A 15,045-nucleotide genomic window follows, 5' to 3' on the forward strand; every position below is an offset into this window, starting at 1 on the left:
CTCTCCTTAGCCCAGTTTGGTGCCGCGTGGCACCGGGATGCCACGCAGGAACTCGGTCCTATCCTGCGCGGCGCGGCCTGCCTTTTGCAAGCGGGTGATTTCAATTGCACCACTGCCGCACGCGATGGTGAGCGTATCGTCGAGGGTTTCGCCGGCTATGCCGGAGCCTGTGGCGATGCGCGAGCCGAGCAGTTTAAGGCGCTCGCCTGCCAGTTCGCACCACGCGCCGGGAAAGGGGGAGAGGCCGCGGATTTGCTGGTCGATTTCGGTGGCGGGGCGGGTCCAGTCGATGCGGGCCTCGGATTTGTCGATCTTGGCGGCGTAGGTGACGCCCGCGTCGGGTTGCGGTTCGGGGGCAAGGTCGGGCAGGGCGTCGAGGGCTTCGGTAATGAGGCTGGCACCCATGCGCGACAGGCGGTCGTGCAATTGGGCCGTGGTTTCATCGGCGCCGATTGGCGTGGCGCGGCGCATGAGCACATCGCCGGTGTCCAGCCCTTCGTTCATTTGCATGATACAAACGCCGGTTTCCCTATCCCCGGCCATGATCGCGCGGTGGATCGGTGCGGCCCCGCGCCAACGTGGCAGGAGCGAGGCGTGGATGTTGAGGCAGCCGTGGGTCGGCGCATCAAGGATGGCTTTGGGCAGGATCAGACCGTAGGCGACAACCACGGCAATGTCGGCGTCGAGCGCGGCAAAGGCGGCTTGCTCATCTGCTGATTTCAGCGATTTGGGGTGGCGCACGGGCAGGCCGAGCGCCTCGGCGCGGCTGTGCACCGGGGTGGGGCGCTCTTTCTTGCCGCGCCCGGCCGGGCGGGGGGGCTGGCAATAGACGCAGGCGATATCATGCCCGGCGGCCACCAGAGCGTCGAGAACGGGGGTGGAGAAATCGGGGCTGCCCATGAAGATGATACGCATTGTTGAGCGGTCCTCGCGTGGTTTGTTTCGGGTCGGGAAGGCGCGAGGCGGGTGGGTCTGCGCGCGATTGACAGGGGTGGGGGCCAGCCCCCAAGCCCCCCGGGATATTTTCAGTCAGATGAAGGGGCGGGTCATTTGAGTTTGGCGGCGCGTTTGATCAGCATGTCGCGTTTGAGTTTGGAGAGGTGGTCGAAGTACATTTTGCCGTTGAGGTGGTCGATCTGGTGTTGGACGGAGGTGGACCACAGGCCGACGAGGTCGCGTTGTTCGGTTTCGCCGTGTTCATTGAGGAAGCGCACGGTGACGCCGCGGGGGCGTTTGAGAGTGGCGGAGACGCCGGGAGATTGGGGCTGGCTTCTTCATGGTCGCGCAGGACCGCCGAGGCGTCGATGATTTCGGGGTTGGCCATGCGAATGACTTGCCCCCGCTCGGAAGAGGCGTCGACCACGGCGAGGCGCAGGAGCGTGCCGATCTGGGGCGCGGCGAGGCCGACGCCGGGCATGGCCTCCATCGTGTCGATCATATCGGTCCAGATCGCGCGGATGTCGTCGGTGATCGCGTCGACCGGGGTGGCGGGGGTGCGCAGGCGTTTGTCGGGCCAAGGCAGGCAGGTGCGGGCTGTCATGCGTGTTTCTCGAGGTAGGGGGGTTCGAGTTCGGCGCGCAGGGCGGGGGTGATCCGGTCAAAGTGGACATGGCCGTTGAGGTGGTCGAATTCGTGCTGGATCACGCGGGCTTCGGCGCCGTCGAAATCGCCCATGTGGATGTCGCCGGTTTCATCGGTCCATTGCATGGTGACGGCCTTGTGACGTTCGACCGGGACCGTGACGCCGGGGATCGAGAGGCAGCCTTCGTCCATCACCACGGGCACGCGTTCGGCGGCCATGATGAAGGGGTCGATCATCACGAGGGGTGATTTCTCGCCGTCTTTCCATGTCACGTCCATGACGAAAAACCGTTTCATCACGCCCACTTGCGGTGCAGCGAGGCCGCGACCGGAGGCGTTATACATGGTGTCGAACATATCCGAGATCAGCGGCCGCAAGTCGGCATGGCCGACCGAGGCGCAGGTTTGGGACAGGCGCGGATCGGGCCATTGCAGGATGGGAAGGATGGCCATCTGGCACCTCCTTGGTCATGAGCCAAATTTGCAGCACTCAGACGCGGGTTTTCTCGCGTTTGAGTTTTTGCATCTTGCGGGTGATCATCTGACGTTTGATCGCAGAAAGATAGTCGATGAACAATTTGCCGTTCAAATGGTCAATTTCATGCTGAACGCAAGTCGCCCAGAGGCCGTCGAAATCCTGTGATTGCTCATGTCCGTCGCGGTCGATCCATTTGACCGAGACCTCGGCGGGGCGTTTGACCTCGCCGTATTGGTCGGGGATCGAAAGGCAGCCTTCCTCGTAGGTGTTGATCTCGTCCGAGGCGGCGGTGACTTCGGGGTTGAACATGATCAGCGGGCTGGGCGGGGTGTCGTCGTCCTTGGCGCAATCGAGCACGATGAGGCGTTGCAGCACACCGATCTGTGGTGCGGCGAGCCCGATGCCGGGGGCGTCATACATGGTTTCAAGCATATCATCCGCCAGCGCGCGCAGATCATCAGAGAGATCGGCAACAGGATCGCAGGTTTTCTTGAGGCGCGGATCGGGGTGGATGATGATGGGCCGTTTCATGGGGCTGATGTAGGGCAAGGGGCGGGCGGGTGCAATATCGCTGTGGCATGATGTCGATGGGGTTGCACGTGGCCCTCAATCGGGTAGCGTCTGACGCAACATGCCAAGGAGACCCCGCATATGAATTTCGACGAGATTATCAACCGCCGTGGTACCCATTCGGCGAAATGGGACAAGATGGAGGAAATTTACGGGGTTCCGGCCAAGGACGGCATCGCGATGTGGGTCGCGGATATGGATTTCCGCCCGCCCGAATGTGTGCAATCGGCGCTCAAGGGGATGCTGGACCACGGGCTGTATGGCTATTACGGCGGCGACGAGGGCTATCGTGCGGCGATCCAGTGGTGGATGCAAACCCGCCACGGCTGGGCGATTGAGCCGGAGTGGATTTTTACCACCCACGGGTTGGTCAACGGCACGGCGATGTGTGTCGAGACATGGACCGATCCGGGCGACGGCGTTGTGTTGTTCACGCCGGTTTATCATGCCTTTGCCAAAGTTATCAAAGCGAACGGGCGGCGCGTTGTTGAATGCCCGCTGGCGCTGAACGCTGGGCGCTATGAGATGGATTTTGCCAGCTATGATGCGCTTCTGGATGGCAGCGAGAAGATGGTTGTGCTGTGTTCACCGCATAACCCCGGCGGGCGGGTGTGGAGCCGTGAAGAGTTGGAAGATGTGGCGGAGTTTGCCAAGCGCCATGATCTGATTCTGGTGTCGGATGAGATTCACCATGATCTGGTCATGCCGGGAAACACGCATATTCCGATGGCCAATATCGCCGGGATCGAAGACCGGTTGGTGATGATGTCGGCGACGACCAAGACGTTCAACATCGCCGGGAGCCATTCGGGCAATGTGATTATCGCCGATGAGAAATTGCGGGCGCAATTCGGGGCGCGGATGATGGCGCTTGGCTTGTCGCCGAATTCATTCGGGCTTTGTATGGCCGAGGCGGCGTATTCGCCGGAGGGGGCGGCATGGGTTGACGCTCTGAATGCGTATCTGGATGGCAACCGCAAGGTGTTTGACGACGGGATCAACGGGATTCCGGGGCTGAAGTCGATGCCGCTTGAGGCGACCTATCTGGCGTGGGTGGATTTTGCAGGCACCGGCATGGAGATGGCGGAGTTCACCGCGCGGGTTCAGGAAAAGGCGAAGATTGCCGTGAACCACGGACCGACGTTTGGCTCCGGGGGCGAGAGCTTCTTGCGGTTCAACATCGCCACGCCGCGCAAGGTGGTGGAAGACGCCGTGGCGCGGATGCAGGAGGCGTTTGCGGATTTGCAGTGAGGGTTGGTGTTGAGTGGTAGCATTGGTGCGTTCTTAGTGCGGATGGTGAATGTCTGGTGAGCGGACTTTGCTGCCGTTCGAGTTCTTCAGCTAAATGATCGCTTTGTGAGCATTCACCCTTGCAGGTAACCGCACCGAAGGCGGATAGACAGTTGAAGCAATCCCTTTGATCGGCCCGATCCGTTCTTGAATATTTCACGATTTCCGCCTATATAGGCATCAGTAATGGGATGGTCTAACCGTCCGTTCATTGGCGGGCCTTGGCTCGCCTTTGAATTTTATAGCCCTTCGTGAAACACATCGTATTTGCCGATTTCACAGGTTGCTCCCGAACAAAAGTGAAGCTTTTCAAGTAGTACCTCGATAGCTCGTTGATCGGTAAGTGAGCGTTGACCAGTTGCGTGAAGGTAGTGATTTCCAATCGGCCGCGCCGTGAGGTCGGCAAACTGAAGGCCGGTCGAGTTGCTTTTCTTATCCATCAACTCAAGCCGGAAATTCGAAAAGTCGTAGGCATTCACAGGGCCAATGAGAGCGCCCTGAACCGACACCTGCTTGTAGGCCTTGCTGAGCGCTTCATCTTCTTCTCGGCCGCGTGCTTCAAAAACAATGTGAAGCTCTTTTGCCAGTTCGTCAGGATCGTAAACTTTCAGGTAGCTCTCAATCTGTCTAAACCCCCTCGAAAGGGAGATATGATACGGATCGTATGACTTGTGCCATTCCGGCACTTTCGGCTTGTCAATCACAACGCAAAAACATCGAAATTGGGCGTCTCGCATCAATTGCGTCAGTTCATCCATAAAGGCGTGTCTACGATTACCCTGGAGGCCTTCGTACTTCGAACGAACCGCAGGATCTCTAATCTTGTCGGATTTCCGCAAGTCGCGCTCATGCAGAACAATGTTGTCGCAGCCCCAATATTTGAACTTCAAGCGGTTGAAGCGCGGGATCAACTCATCGATGTAGTGATCCTTCTCGAACATGCAGTAATTGAGACAGAGCAACGGATATTCTGGTGCTGCTTTCCAGTTGGAGTGGCCGCTCTCATCAACATAAACAACATATTTGCTGAACTCAGACATTGAAACCAACTTATGTCATTTTGTTGAGATATGGAAAAGAGATATCCGATCGAACCGTACGAGGCCTCGCCGTGGATCATGGCCGGCGCAATAGGGTGATACTTGTTCGCATTGAGAATTGTGACGCAATGGGCGGATGGGACTTGCCCCAAATAGGCCGTCCTCTCGGAGCCCAATGTCGACTTTTCGCGCATCGCATTTGTTCGAGCAAAGTGCAGCATCCGTCACTATGGACATAAACCCGTCTTTGACAACGCGGAGTGAAGCCTCACATCCGCTCGATCAACGCCACCGGAGCATCCTCTTCTCGAACGAAGTCGAGCGGGGGGCTGTCGAGGTGTTGGGTGTTGCGCTTGTATTCATAGCGCATTTCGCCGGCGTCTTCCTCGGACGCGATAACAAGGCATTGCGCGGCGTGGCGGCTGCCTTCGTAGAGGTCGATGAGGCCACGCATGTGCGGCGCGTCTTCGGCGTCGAGCGAGAAGCCGTTGTCCCAAGAGCGCAGAACGGGGTACATGTCTTCGCCGATTTGCACACGCAGGCGAGCGTTTTTCTTTTGCGCCAGCTTGCGGGCCTGCGCGAGGCCTTCGCGCATTTCTTTGGAAAAGTAGTCAGACATCGGGCCCCTCCCAGTGGTCGATAGCACAAGACTGCCTGCTAAAAGATAAAAGTAAAGCAAAGCTTTGATGACGGAGGGGAAATTGCCGGGCGGACCTTAGGTATTGTGGTCTTCGACCAGATCGACCCCAAGGACGGGGCGCAGGACATGGGGCTTTGCCGGGTCATAGAGCGCCGAATCGTTGAAGTCATGCGATTCGCCCAAGGCGGGGCCGAGCAGGATCAGAGCGGTGCGGGTGATCTTGGCCGCGCGGACCTTTTTGCGGATGTCAGAGAGCGTGCCGCGGATGATCTGTTGGTCCGGCCAGCTGGCGCGGTAGGCGACGACAACGGGGCAATCGGGGCCATAGTGGGGGATCAACTGGCGTTCGATTTCGCGCATGTTGCGAATGGCGAGGTGGATCGCGAGGGTCGCGCCGGTGCGCCCGAAGTTTTCAAGCGTTTCACCGGAGGGCATGGCCGTGGATTGCATCGACATGCGGGTGAGCACGATGGATTGCGCGATCTCGGGGATGGTGAGTTCCTGTCCGATGGCGGCGGCGGCGGCGGCATAGGCGGGCACGCCGGGGATGATCTCGTAGTCGATGTTATCGGCTTTGAGGCGGCGGATTTGCTCGGCGATGGCGCCATAGAGCGAGGGGTCGCCGGAATGCACGCGGGCGACGTTTTGCCCGGCGGCATGGGCGCGCAGGATTTCGCCATGGGTGTCATCGAGCGTCATGGCGGCAGTGTCCATGACGCGGGCGTCATCGGGGGCGCCGGCGACCACCTCTTGTGGCACCAGCGAGCCGGCATAGAGGCAGACCGGGCAGGCCGCGATCAGACGCTGGGCCTTGAGCGTCAGGAGTTCGGGGTCGCCGGGTCCGGCACCGATGAAAAAGACGGTCATGAGGCGGCTCCTTTGGGTGTGCTGGCCGTGGTGGCGAGGTCGCCGTCGATCTTGCGGGCATAGCCGCGCGGGGTGAACATGCGCGGCCCTTCGCCAAGCTGTGCCAAGCGGGTGTTGGAGGAGCCGACAAGCACGACGGTGAGCATATCGACCTCATCCACCTCAAGCTGGTCGAGGCGGCGGTAGCGGAGGTTTTCGCTTGCCCGGCCAAGGTTGGAAGCGAGCATAACCGGCGTATCGGCGGGGCGATGTTGCAGCAGGATGTCGCGCGCCTCGGCCAGCAGGGTGCGGCGGGTTTTGCTGACCGGATTATAGAAGGCGATGACGAAGTCGCCCATCGCTGCGGCATTGAGGCGGCGGATGATATCATCGCGCGGGGTGAGCAGGTCAGACAGGCTGATGGTGCAGAAGTCATGGCCCAGCGGTGCGCCGGCGCGCGCGGCCGCGCCTTGGAGCGCGGAAACGCCGGGCGAGCAGAGCACCTCGACCCGGTGGGCGGCGTCGGACACGCCATGTTCGTCGCTGTCCCGGTCCAAAAGTTCAAAGACCAGCGCGCCCATGGCATAGATCCCCGCATCGCCGGAGCAGACCAACGCGACGTTCTTGCCAAGCGCGGCCTGTTCCAGCGCATAGCGGCAGCGCGCCTCTTCGCCGCCAAGCGGGAAATCGGAGCGTTTCTTGCCCGCCGCCAGCGGGCCGAGCAGGTCGATATAGAGGCCATAGCCGACCAGCTCTTCGGCCTCGGCAATCAGGCGCGACACCTCGGGCGTGCGCCATGACGCCTGCCCCGGCCCGATGCCGACCACAGAGAGCCGCCCACGGGCGCGGCCCGTGAGAGCGGTGATTGGCGCATCTGCGCGGGTCAGGGCGCAGGTGCAATTGGCGGTTTTCTGTTTCGTGACAGCAAGTTGCCCGCCAATGGAGAGGGCGGCGGCTTCGGACACGCCATGGGTTCCGACCTCGTTGAAAACCACATCGGATGGGGTGGCGAGGTTGGGGGTCTGGCGTTCCAGTTCCGCTGCTGTGAAGAGGCGCAGCGGCACGCCGAGGCGCTTTGCGGCGTCGATGATCGCGGGTTCGTCGGCCTTGAGGTCAATGGTGGCGACGCAGGCGATGGCGCCGGGTGCGATCGCATTGGCCGAGAGCGTTTCGCTGATGAGGCTCCACATCTCGTCCGGGTCGGCATTGCGGGCACATCCGAGGCCAAGCACATGGGTTTGCGGGTGATAGACCAGCCGCGTCGCGCCGGTTTGCGCCGGGGCTTCGCTTGTCAGCAGCTCGATGTCGCCGCCCGTTTCGGCGAGGCCAAAGATATTTTCGCCTGTGATCTTGAGGCCCGCCCCATTGAGCAGCGCCGACATGACCGGTTTGGCGTCTTGCGGATTGGCAAGCCGATAGCCAAGGGGTGGCTCATCAAGCGCGACACCCATGGCGATGTCACCAGCGGTGGTCACGGCAGCGGTCGCGTTGAGTTCGGCGGCGATACGGCTGGCCAGCCGGTTCGCCCCGCGATGCCCGCCAAGGAGCGGAATGACGACAGAGCCATCGTCCGAGACGGCAAGCACCGGTGGTTCGCTGGTCTTGTCAGACAGAAGCGGCGCGACGGCGCGGATCAGGATGCCCGCAGCGCAGACCCCGATGATCGGCGTTCCGGCGGCAAAGAGGTCGCGCGTGTGCTCAAGCGCGTTGGGAAAGAACGCGTCGGCTTTGGCCACCCGGTCCTCACGGCCATGCACCGGCGCCCCCAGAAGCGCGGCAAGTCGATGCGCCAAGGGCTCACCGGCGCGGTTGAGGCAGAGGATGACGGGAGAGATTGCGGGTGTCAGAGCCATGGGTCGGCACCTTTCACGACAAGGATCATTGAGAAATAGGGCGCGCTGTCGGGCGCGTGTTCAAGCGGCGTGATATGCTCGGTCGGCAGGGTCGCCCGCTCGATATACTGCGCGTGGTTGGTGAGGCCCAACTCTGCCAGCAGCGCCCGTATGCGCGGCAGGTGGCGGCCCAGCTTCATGATGGCAATACTGTCGGCCTGCCCGAGGCGCGATCGCAAGGCATCGTCGTCCATCGGTGCAGGCAGGACGGTGAACACCTCATTACGTGCGGCAAGCGGCAGGGCGGCGCGGGCAGCAGAGGCCATAACCGAGGCGACGCCGGGGATCACCTCGACGGTATGCGTATTGCTGAGCCGCGCATGCAGATACATGAACGAGCCATAAAACAACGGATCGCCCTCGCAGAGGAACGCGACATCGCGCCCGGCGTCCAACGCTTTGGCGATCTGCGCTGCGCCTGTGTCATAGGCGGCCTGGGCGGGTGCGCGTTCGCGGCTCATCGGCAGGTCAAGTCGGATTTCCTCGGCCTCTGCGCTGATATGGGCCGCCGCGATCGACCGCGCCATACTCTGCGTCTCCGGCAGCGCCGGATAGGCTACCACCGGGCACGCCGCGATCAGCCGCGTAGCCTTGAGCGTCAGCAACTCCGGGTCCCCCGGCCCAAGCCCGATCCCGAACAGCGTGCCGCTCATAGCTGGCGCTTTCCGGTGGCTTCATCTGACTTCAAATATCCTCCGCGAAGCGTCCCGCAGGGGTCACAGGCGCAGGTGTTCCAAATTGCACGCGAACGGTTCATCGTTTGATCAGGCTCCATTGCAGGACAGGGCGCAGCGGGCGCATTCCTGTTCCGGGCCCGAGCGGTTCGGCGCGTGACACGGCAAGTTGAACCAGATCACCGCCATGTTGCCGATAAAGACGCCCCAGCAAGGCTTCGCTCTCCAGTGTGACAGCGTTGGCGACCAGCCGCCCAAGAGGGCGGAGCGAGGCCCATGCAGCGGTGAATACCTCTTCTGAGAGGCCACCACCGATGAACACCGCATCGGGCGCAGGCAGGCCAGAGAGCGCGGCAGGGACCGTGCCATCGATCAGCTCAAGCCGCGGCACACCAAGCGCGAGCGCGTTGGCCGCTGCCATGGCACGGCGGTCGGCGCGGGGTTCTATGCCGATGGCACGGGTGTAGCGCGCACCGCGCATCCATTCGACCGCAACCGATCCGCAGCCAGTGCCGATATCCCACAGCAACGCACCGCGCATCGGCATGAGTTTGGCCAGCGTCACGGCGCGGACCTCTTGTTTGGTCATGGTGCCGTCATGTTGAAACAGATCGTCGGCAAGGCCCGGCACGCGTGGCAGCAGTGCCGCATCCGGTGCGGCGATACACTCGACGGCCAGCGTATTGAAGGCGGGAACGTTGTGTGACCAGCTTTCTGCCACCCCATCAAAGCGTTGTTCATTTGCGCCGCCCATCGCCGCGAGGACGGTCATTTTTGATTGGCCAAATCCGCGCTCAGAGAGGAAGCGGGCAATTTGCGCCGGGGTGTCCGCGCCAGTGGTCAGTATCAACAGCCGGGCATCGGGTTGGATGAAGGCGATCATCTGTTCAACCGGACGGCCATGCACGGTGAGCGTTTCAAGATCGGCCATGGACCAGCCCATGCGCGTCGAGGCAAGCTGAAAGGCAGAGACTTGCGGATGATAGGTGATCTCGGCCGGATCAATAGACTGCCCGATACGCGCCCCGACCGAGAACCACAGCGGGTCACCTGTTGCGAGGACCACAACACGCTTTCCCCTGAGCGCCGTCAGCGTGTCGATCAGCGCATCAAAGGGCGAGGGCCATGACAGCCGCTCGGCGGTGAGCGTGTCAGACAAGAGGTGATGGCGGTCGCCGCCGATGATCACCTCGGCGGCTTCGACGACAGCGCGGGTCGCGGGCGAAAGCCCATTGAGCCCGTCTTCACCGATACCGACGATATGTAGCCAGGGTTGTGTCATGAAACGTTGCTTTCGGGTGGGACAAAATTTTTCGAAAAATTTTGGTCATTTTCTTTGAAGAAAATGAGCGCGTGGCGCTTGCGGGGCATTACAATTCCTCCGGTAAGCCAGCGGCGAGGGCGTTGACGGCGGCGGAGGCCATGGCGGATCCTCCGCGGCGGCCGCGCAGGGCGACGAAGTCGCAGCCGCGCGGGTTGGCGGCGAGTTCGGCTTTGGAATCGGCCGCGCCGACGAACCCGACCGGGAAGCCAAGGATTAGCGCGGGTTTTGCTGCGCCGTCGTCCAGCAGTTCGAGCAGGTGGAACAGCGCGGTGGGTGCGTTGCCTATGGCGACCACCGCCCCATCGAGATGTTCGGCCCAGAGTTCGACCGCAGCGGCGGAGCGAGTATTGCCAATCCCGGCGGCGATTTGCGGTGTTTTGGGATCGTTTAAGGTGACGATCACCGGATTTTTGGCGGGCAGGTAGCGCCGGATAATACCTGCGCCGACCATTTCGCAGTCACACAGGATCGGTGCGCCGGATGCGAGCGCCGCTTGTCCTGCTGCGAAAGCGGTTTCGGAGAACGCCAGCCGGTCGGCCACTTCGACCATGCCGCAGGCGTGGATCAGGCGGATCGCGAGGGAGTCCATGCCCACAGGAAAGCGCGCGAGCCGGGCTTCGGCGCGCACAGTGGCGAAGCTTGCGGCGTAGATGGCGCTTGGGTTTTTTTCGTAAGGGCGCAAGGGGTGGGCTTTCTTTTAGTGGTCGGTTCTGGGGGGCAAGTCCCCACACGCTCGTTTAGGTGGGGGCCAGCCCCCACACGCTGTTATAAGTGGGGGCCAGCCCCCACACCCCCGGAGTATTTACAGCAAGATGAAGGGCGGGGGTTGGGTTAGGGGGCGGGTTTGTGTTTGCGGGCGCTTTCGGGGCCGTGGGGGTGTTTGGCGTGGGGGTAGGTTGGGTGGTGATGGTCGTGCGAATGGCTGTGCCCGTGCGAATGGTCGTGCCCGTGTGAATGGCTATGGACGTGATCGTGGGGATGGTCGTGCGGGTGCGAATGGGAGTGTGAATGGTCGTGGTGGTGATGGTTCAGATCGAGGCGGCATTCGCCGGTGCAGAATGTGTCGCAGAGTGTGCAATCGGCGACATTTGAGCCGGGGGCGTGGGCGCCTTGGCCTTCGACGTGGTGGTGGTGGCTTTCCTGCACGGCGCCGACTTCGCTTTCGAATCCGAGCACTTGTGTGCGGTATTTACACATGACGCAGGTGGGGGGCGGCGCATCGCCGAATGCCGGGTGGTCGGTGGCGGATTTGGCGGCGAGGCGGGCGCGTTCGGCGGCGGGGATTTCCAGAGCCTCTGTGCCTTCGATGGCGAGGATTTGGGTGCGGTATTGGCAGGTGCCGCAGTTGGGGGGCGGGGCGGCGCTGAGTTGTTCGGTGATGCGTTCGGCGAAGGTTTCGAGCACTTTCGGGTGGTCTTTGAGGTAGCCTGCCTTCACGAATTCGATGTCGGGGTGTGCTGCGGCGGCCTGATCGGTGAAGCCATAGATGCGGTCGATCAGGATGCCGGTGAAGAGGAAATAGGGGAAGACGATGATCCGTTTGTAGCCAAGCCGTGCCGCGTGGTTGAGGCAGGGTTCGACCAGCGGAAAGGTGACGCCAGAGTAGCCCACTTCGAGCCAGCCAAACCCGAGCCCTTCCTGAAGCAGGCGGGCGACTTTGGCGACGTTGCCGTTGGCATCGGGGTCAGAGGCGCCGCGCCCGATGACGACGAGGCAGGTTTCGGAGAGCGGAATCTCGCCCTGTGTGGCGTTGGCGGCATTGGCGGCGTCCATGATGCGCGCACCGGCGGCGGCGATCATCTTGGGGTCGACGCCAAGTTCGCGGCCATAGGTCAGGTTGATCCCGTGTTTTGTCGCATAGGTGTTGAGGACCGTGGGGATGTCGTTTTTGGTGTGCATTGCGGCGAAGAGCATGCCCGGCACGGCAAGGATGCGATCACAGCCTTTGGCGCGCAGCCGGTCGAGCCCGTCGCGGATCACCGGGTTGGCGAATTCGAGATAGCCGTAGTCGCATTCCCAATCTGCGGGCAGCAGGGCGGGTAGTTTCTCGGCCAAGACCGAGAATTCATCGACTGCCGCCTGTGAGCGCGAGCCGTGGCCGCAGATCATCACACCGGTTTTGGCCATTGGATCAGGCCTCCTGAGGGGTGGCGTTGGCCTCGGCTTCATCGCCTGCTTCGGCGCCGTCATCTGCGTCAGCATCTGCTTCGGTCTGGGCGTTTGCGGCGGTTTTGGCTTTGGCGGCTTTCCACAGGGCCACGGCGGCAGCGGCGGCGATGGCCGCGGCACCAAGCCAATGGGCGTGGCCGGCGACTTCGGTCAGGTGGCCGGGATGGGCCTGCGCGGTTCCGGCGGCGAGAGTGAGCGTGAGCGTGGTGATGATGCGGGTCTGCATGGTGGGCCTCCGTGGTCAAATCATCCCGAAAGCCGGACAGAGCGAAGGTCGAAAAAGGGGGTGCCCCTGTTTCGATGAACTTCTGACGACGCCGCTTTTGGCCCCCTGATTGGGTCGACCTGTTTGCGGCACATCTTTCCGGCCCGATGCGGGCTTCGTCTGTGGCAAGGGTATAGGTGGAGTGGCGGGGCGGCGCAATTCCCAATCCGTCGAGGTGGCCATGGTTTGCGACATGTGCGCGGATGCGTGAGGGGCTGTGTGGTGGGCGGGGGTTGGAGCGGCGTGGTGGGCAAGCTAGGGTCCGCTCGAGCACACAGGAGCGACAAGATATGGGCCAGTTGGTCGACGGAACATGGCAGAGCGGGTGGTATGACACCAAAGAAACCGGCGGCGCATTCAAGCGCACAACCGCAGGGTTTCGCAATTGGATCACCCCCGATGGCGCGCCCGGTCCGAGCGGCGACGGTGGGTTTGAGGCGGCTTCGGGGCGCTATCATCTTTATGTCTCCTATGCCTGTCCATGGGCGCATCGCACCCTAATTTTCAGGGCGCTGAAGGGGCTTGAAGACCATATCAGCGTGTCGGCGGTGCATCCCGATATGCTTGGGGATGGCTGGACATTTGACGACAGCTTTGACGGGGCCACGGGTGACACGCTTTATGGTTTGCCGTTCGCGCGCGACATTTACATCAAGGCCGATCCGGGCGTGTCGGGGCGGGTGACGGTGCCGATCTTGTGGGACAAGACCCGCGAAACCATCGTGTCAAACGAGAGTTCGGAGATCATCCGCATGTTCAATTCGGCGCTTGACGGGATCACGGGCAATACGCTCGATTTTTGGCCCGAGGAGTTGCGCGACGAGATCGAGCCGGTGAATGCGCGGATTTATGATACGTTGAACAATGGCGTTTACAAATCGGGCTTTGCCACCACGCAGGCGGCCTATGAGGCGGCGGTTTTACCGCTGTTCGAGACGCTGGACTGGTTGGAGGAGCGGCTGAGGGAGAACCGGTTCCTGATGGGGGCGCGATTGACCGAGGCGGATTGGCGGCTGTTCACAACGCTGGTGCGGTTTGACGCGGTTTACCACGGGCATTTCAAATGCAACCGGCGCCGGATTGTCGATTACCCGTCGATCTGGGATTACACGCGCGCGCTTTATCAGGTGCCGGGGGTGGCCGAGACGGTGCGGATGGATCACATCACGCGGCATTACCATTACAGTCACGAGACCATCAATCCGCATCGCATTGAGCCGATCGGGCCGGAGCTGGATTTTGAGGCGGCGCATGGGCGCGGGGATGTGCGGCTTTAGCCGCTAGCTCGCCACGCGGCCATAGTGTTCGACCATGGCCAAGAGGTCATCTGGCGGCGCGTCCGACTGTACGAAAGCGCAGGCGTTGGGCAGGTGTTGAAAGATCGACCCGTCGGAAAAGAAGCTGGTATTGGTGACAGAGATCACCCGCGCGTGGGGCTGTTTGTAATTGGCGAAATCGGCGATGGCGATGGCGCTGCCTTCGGTGAGGACCAGATCAAGGATCAGGATGTCGAAGGTGGTTTGCTGTAAATGGGCGACCGCATCGGTTTGCCCCGTGGCGAGCCGGGTTTCGATACCGGCCCGTTCGAGGTGACGTTGCCATAGCTGTGCCAGTTCCGTTGCACTTTCGACAATCAGTGCCCGCATGTTCCACCTGTTCGTAATAGGCGCCCGGCCGCGCGACACATCGGCCCTAACTTTTGGGTCAAACCGATGGCGCTATGCGGTGAACACCGACGGCGTTATGGTTAACAGATTATCGAAAAAGCACAATGCGCATGGGATGTCTTGTCTCAATCGCTGAATTCCGGTTGAAGGGAGGCCGGATAGGATTGGGAAACGGCTATGATTGGGGCACGGGAATGACCACTTGGATTACGATTTGCGAGACCTGCAAACGCGAGGGTTGGGATGCGGAGCGTGATCGCGTCACCGATGGTGAGGTGCTGGCCGAGTTGATCGAAGCCGCGGCGGGCGATGTGGTCAAAACGCGGCGGGTGTCCTGCACCATGGGCTGTGAGCGGGCGTGCAATGTGATTGTGCAAGGGGCGGGCAAGATCGGCTATTCGCTGGGCAAGTTCGAGGCCACGGCTGAAGACGCGCGCGCCATTGTCGACTATGCCGAGATGCACGCAGGGAGCGACACCGGACAGGTGCCATTTCGCACGTGGCCGCAGGGGGTTAAGGGGCATTTCGTTTCACGGCATTTGCCGGTTCCAGAGATCGCGCCCGATACTGCGCCTGAGGCTGAGGCTGAATCCGAAACTGGGCGCGTTT

15 protein-coding genes and 2 pseudogenes are annotated in these 15,045 nt (G+C 61.7%); 3 read left to right on the forward strand and 14 right to left on the reverse strand.

Annotated elements, in window-relative coordinates:
- Positions 1–6: 6 nt before the first annotated feature.
- The 4 genes and pseudogenes from fmt to def (N4R57_02170) all read right to left on the reverse strand — a co-directional run bounded on the left by fmt (position 7) and on the right by def (N4R57_02170) (position 2,590).
- On the reverse strand, positions 7–915 hold the full coding sequence (fmt, locus tag N4R57_02155) for a methionyl-tRNA formyltransferase (GenBank protein ID UYV37934.1): 909 nt from the start codon (positions 913–915) through the stop codon (positions 7–9).
- Between the two features lie 131 nt (positions 916–1,046).
- A pseudogene (def, locus tag N4R57_02160) lies at positions 1,047–1,540 on the reverse strand (peptide deformylase).
- Positions 1,537–2,034 (reverse strand): peptide deformylase, encoded by a 498-nt coding sequence (gene def / locus N4R57_02165; protein ID UYV37935.1) that lies wholly within the window; start codon positions 2,032–2,034, stop codon positions 1,537–1,539. The pseudogene def (N4R57_02160) and the gene def (N4R57_02165) overlap by 4 nt, the downstream one beginning before the upstream one ends.
- A gap of 37 nt (positions 2,035–2,071) precedes the next feature.
- Positions 2,072–2,590 carry a peptide deformylase gene (def, locus tag N4R57_02170; GenBank protein ID UYV37936.1) on the reverse strand — a complete coding sequence of 173 codons (519 nt, stop codon included), beginning with the start codon at positions 2,588–2,590 and terminating at the stop codon, positions 2,072–2,074.
- A gap of 120 nt (positions 2,591–2,710) precedes the next feature.
- Between def (N4R57_02170) and N4R57_02175 the strand changes: the two genes are divergently transcribed.
- A complete protein-coding gene (locus tag N4R57_02175; protein UYV37937.1) occupies positions 2,711–3,880 on the forward strand; it encodes a pyridoxal phosphate-dependent aminotransferase in 1,170 nt (389 codons plus the stop codon).
- Between the two features lie 278 nt (positions 3,881–4,158).
- On the opposite strand, the gene N4R57_02180 is transcribed toward N4R57_02175, so the two are convergent.
- The 9 genes from N4R57_02180 to N4R57_02220 form a co-directional block, all read right to left on the reverse strand.
- Entirely contained in the window at positions 4,159–4,959 is an 801-nt protein-coding gene (locus N4R57_02180; GenBank protein ID UYV37938.1) for a DUF3800 domain-containing protein, read from the reverse strand.
- Positions 4,960–5,227: 268 nt separating this feature from the next.
- A complete protein-coding gene (locus N4R57_02185; protein ID UYV37939.1) occupies positions 5,228–5,578 on the reverse strand; it encodes a hypothetical protein in 351 nt (116 codons plus the stop codon).
- A gap of 96 nt (positions 5,579–5,674) precedes the next feature.
- Positions 5,675–6,466, reverse strand: coding sequence for a precorrin-4 C(11)-methyltransferase (gene cobM / locus N4R57_02190; GenBank protein UYV37940.1), 792 nt, complete (start codon positions 6,464–6,466; stop codon positions 5,675–5,677).
- The gene (cobJ, locus tag N4R57_02195; GenBank protein ID UYV37941.1) at positions 6,463–8,298 is read right to left on the reverse strand and encodes a precorrin-3B C(17)-methyltransferase; all 1,836 of its coding nucleotides are present in this window, start codon (positions 8,296–8,298) and stop codon (positions 6,463–6,465) included. The genes cobM and cobJ overlap by 4 nt, the downstream gene beginning before the upstream one ends.
- Complete coding sequence (gene cobI / locus N4R57_02200) at positions 8,289–8,990, reverse strand: precorrin-2 C(20)-methyltransferase (GenBank protein UYV37942.1); 702 nt, start codon at positions 8,988–8,990, stop codon at positions 8,289–8,291. The genes cobJ and cobI overlap by 10 nt, the downstream gene beginning before the upstream one ends.
- Positions 8,991–9,090: 100 nt before the next feature.
- Positions 9,091–10,293, reverse strand: a complete 1,203-nt coding sequence (gene cbiE / locus N4R57_02205; protein UYV37943.1) for a precorrin-6y C5,15-methyltransferase (decarboxylating) subunit CbiE — start codon at positions 10,291–10,293, stop codon at positions 9,091–9,093.
- An 88-nt stretch (positions 10,294–10,381) separates the two neighbouring features.
- Positions 10,382–11,017, reverse strand: coding sequence for a precorrin-8X methylmutase (locus N4R57_02210; protein UYV37944.1), 636 nt, complete (start codon positions 11,015–11,017; stop codon positions 10,382–10,384).
- A 149-nt stretch (positions 11,018–11,166) separates the two neighbouring features.
- Positions 11,167–12,462, reverse strand: coding sequence for a sirohydrochlorin chelatase (locus tag N4R57_02215; protein ID UYV37945.1), 1,296 nt, complete (start codon positions 12,460–12,462; stop codon positions 11,167–11,169).
- A gap of 4 nt (positions 12,463–12,466) precedes the next feature.
- A complete protein-coding gene (locus N4R57_02220) occupies positions 12,467–12,730 on the reverse strand; it encodes a hypothetical protein (protein ID UYV37946.1) in 264 nt (87 codons plus the stop codon).
- 329 nt (positions 12,731–13,059) lie between these two features.
- Between N4R57_02220 and N4R57_02225 the strand changes: the two genes are divergently transcribed.
- Complete coding sequence (locus N4R57_02225; GenBank protein ID UYV37947.1) at positions 13,060–14,046, forward strand: glutathione S-transferase family protein; 987 nt, start codon at positions 13,060–13,062, stop codon at positions 14,044–14,046.
- A 3-nt stretch (positions 14,047–14,049) separates the two neighbouring features.
- Here the strand turns inward: N4R57_02225 and N4R57_02230 are convergent, their stop codons facing one another.
- Positions 14,050–14,415 carry a VpsR-related response regulator gene (locus tag N4R57_02230; GenBank protein ID UYV37948.1) on the reverse strand — a complete coding sequence of 122 codons (366 nt, stop codon included), beginning with the start codon at positions 14,413–14,415 and terminating at the stop codon, positions 14,050–14,052.
- A gap of 215 nt (positions 14,416–14,630) precedes the next feature.
- Between N4R57_02230 and N4R57_02235 the strand changes: the two are divergent.
- Positions 14,631–14,990: pseudogene (locus tag N4R57_02235) on the forward strand (DUF1636 domain-containing protein).
- Positions 14,991–15,045 lie beyond the last annotated feature (55 nt).

The sequence above is a fragment of the Rhodobacteraceae bacterium D3-12 genome, assembly GCA_025916135.1.
Lineage (GTDB): Bacteria > Pseudomonadota > Alphaproteobacteria > Rhodobacterales > Rhodobacteraceae > JAKGBX01.

Coding starts and splice junctions, on each gene's coding strand:
- fmt (UYV37934.1), bottom strand. CDS start 915: ATGCGTATCATCTTCATGGGCAGCCCCGATTTCTCCACCCCCGTTCTC.
- cobJ (UYV37941.1), bottom strand. CDS start 8,298: ATGGCTCTGACACCCGCAATCTCTCCCGTCATCCTCTGCCTCAACCGC.
- N4R57_02185 (UYV37939.1), bottom strand. CDS start 5,578: ATGTCTGACTACTTTTCCAAAGAAATGCGCGAAGGCCTCGCGCAGGCC.
- N4R57_02175 (UYV37937.1), top strand. CDS start 2,711: ATGAATTTCGACGAGATTATCAACCGCCGTGGTACCCATTCGGCGAAA.
- cbiE (UYV37943.1), bottom strand. CDS start 10,293: ATGACACAACCCTGGCTACATATCGTCGGTATCGGTGAAGACGGGCTC.
- N4R57_02220 (UYV37946.1), bottom strand. CDS start 12,730: ATGCAGACCCGCATCATCACCACGCTCACGCTCACTCTCGCCGCCGGA.
- N4R57_02215 (UYV37945.1), bottom strand. CDS start 12,462: ATGGCCAAAACCGGTGTGATGATCTGCGGCCACGGCTCGCGCTCACAG.
- def (UYV37935.1), bottom strand. CDS start 2,034: ATGGCCATCCTTCCCATCCTGCAATGGCCCGATCCGCGCCTGTCCCAA.
- N4R57_02180 (UYV37938.1), bottom strand. CDS start 4,959: ATGTCTGAGTTCAGCAAATATGTTGTTTATGTTGATGAGAGCGGCCAC.
- N4R57_02230 (UYV37948.1), bottom strand. CDS start 14,415: ATGCGGGCACTGATTGTCGAAAGTGCAACGGAACTGGCACAGCTATGG.
- cobI (UYV37942.1), bottom strand. CDS start 8,990: ATGAGCGGCACGCTGTTCGGGATCGGGCTTGGGCCGGGGGACCCGGAG.
- cobM (UYV37940.1), bottom strand. CDS start 6,466: ATGACCGTCTTTTTCATCGGTGCCGGACCCGGCGACCCCGAACTCCTG.
- N4R57_02225 (UYV37947.1), top strand. CDS start 13,060: ATGGGCCAGTTGGTCGACGGAACATGGCAGAGCGGGTGGTATGACACC.
- def (UYV37936.1), bottom strand. CDS start 2,590: ATGAAACGGCCCATCATCATCCACCCCGATCCGCGCCTCAAGAAAACC.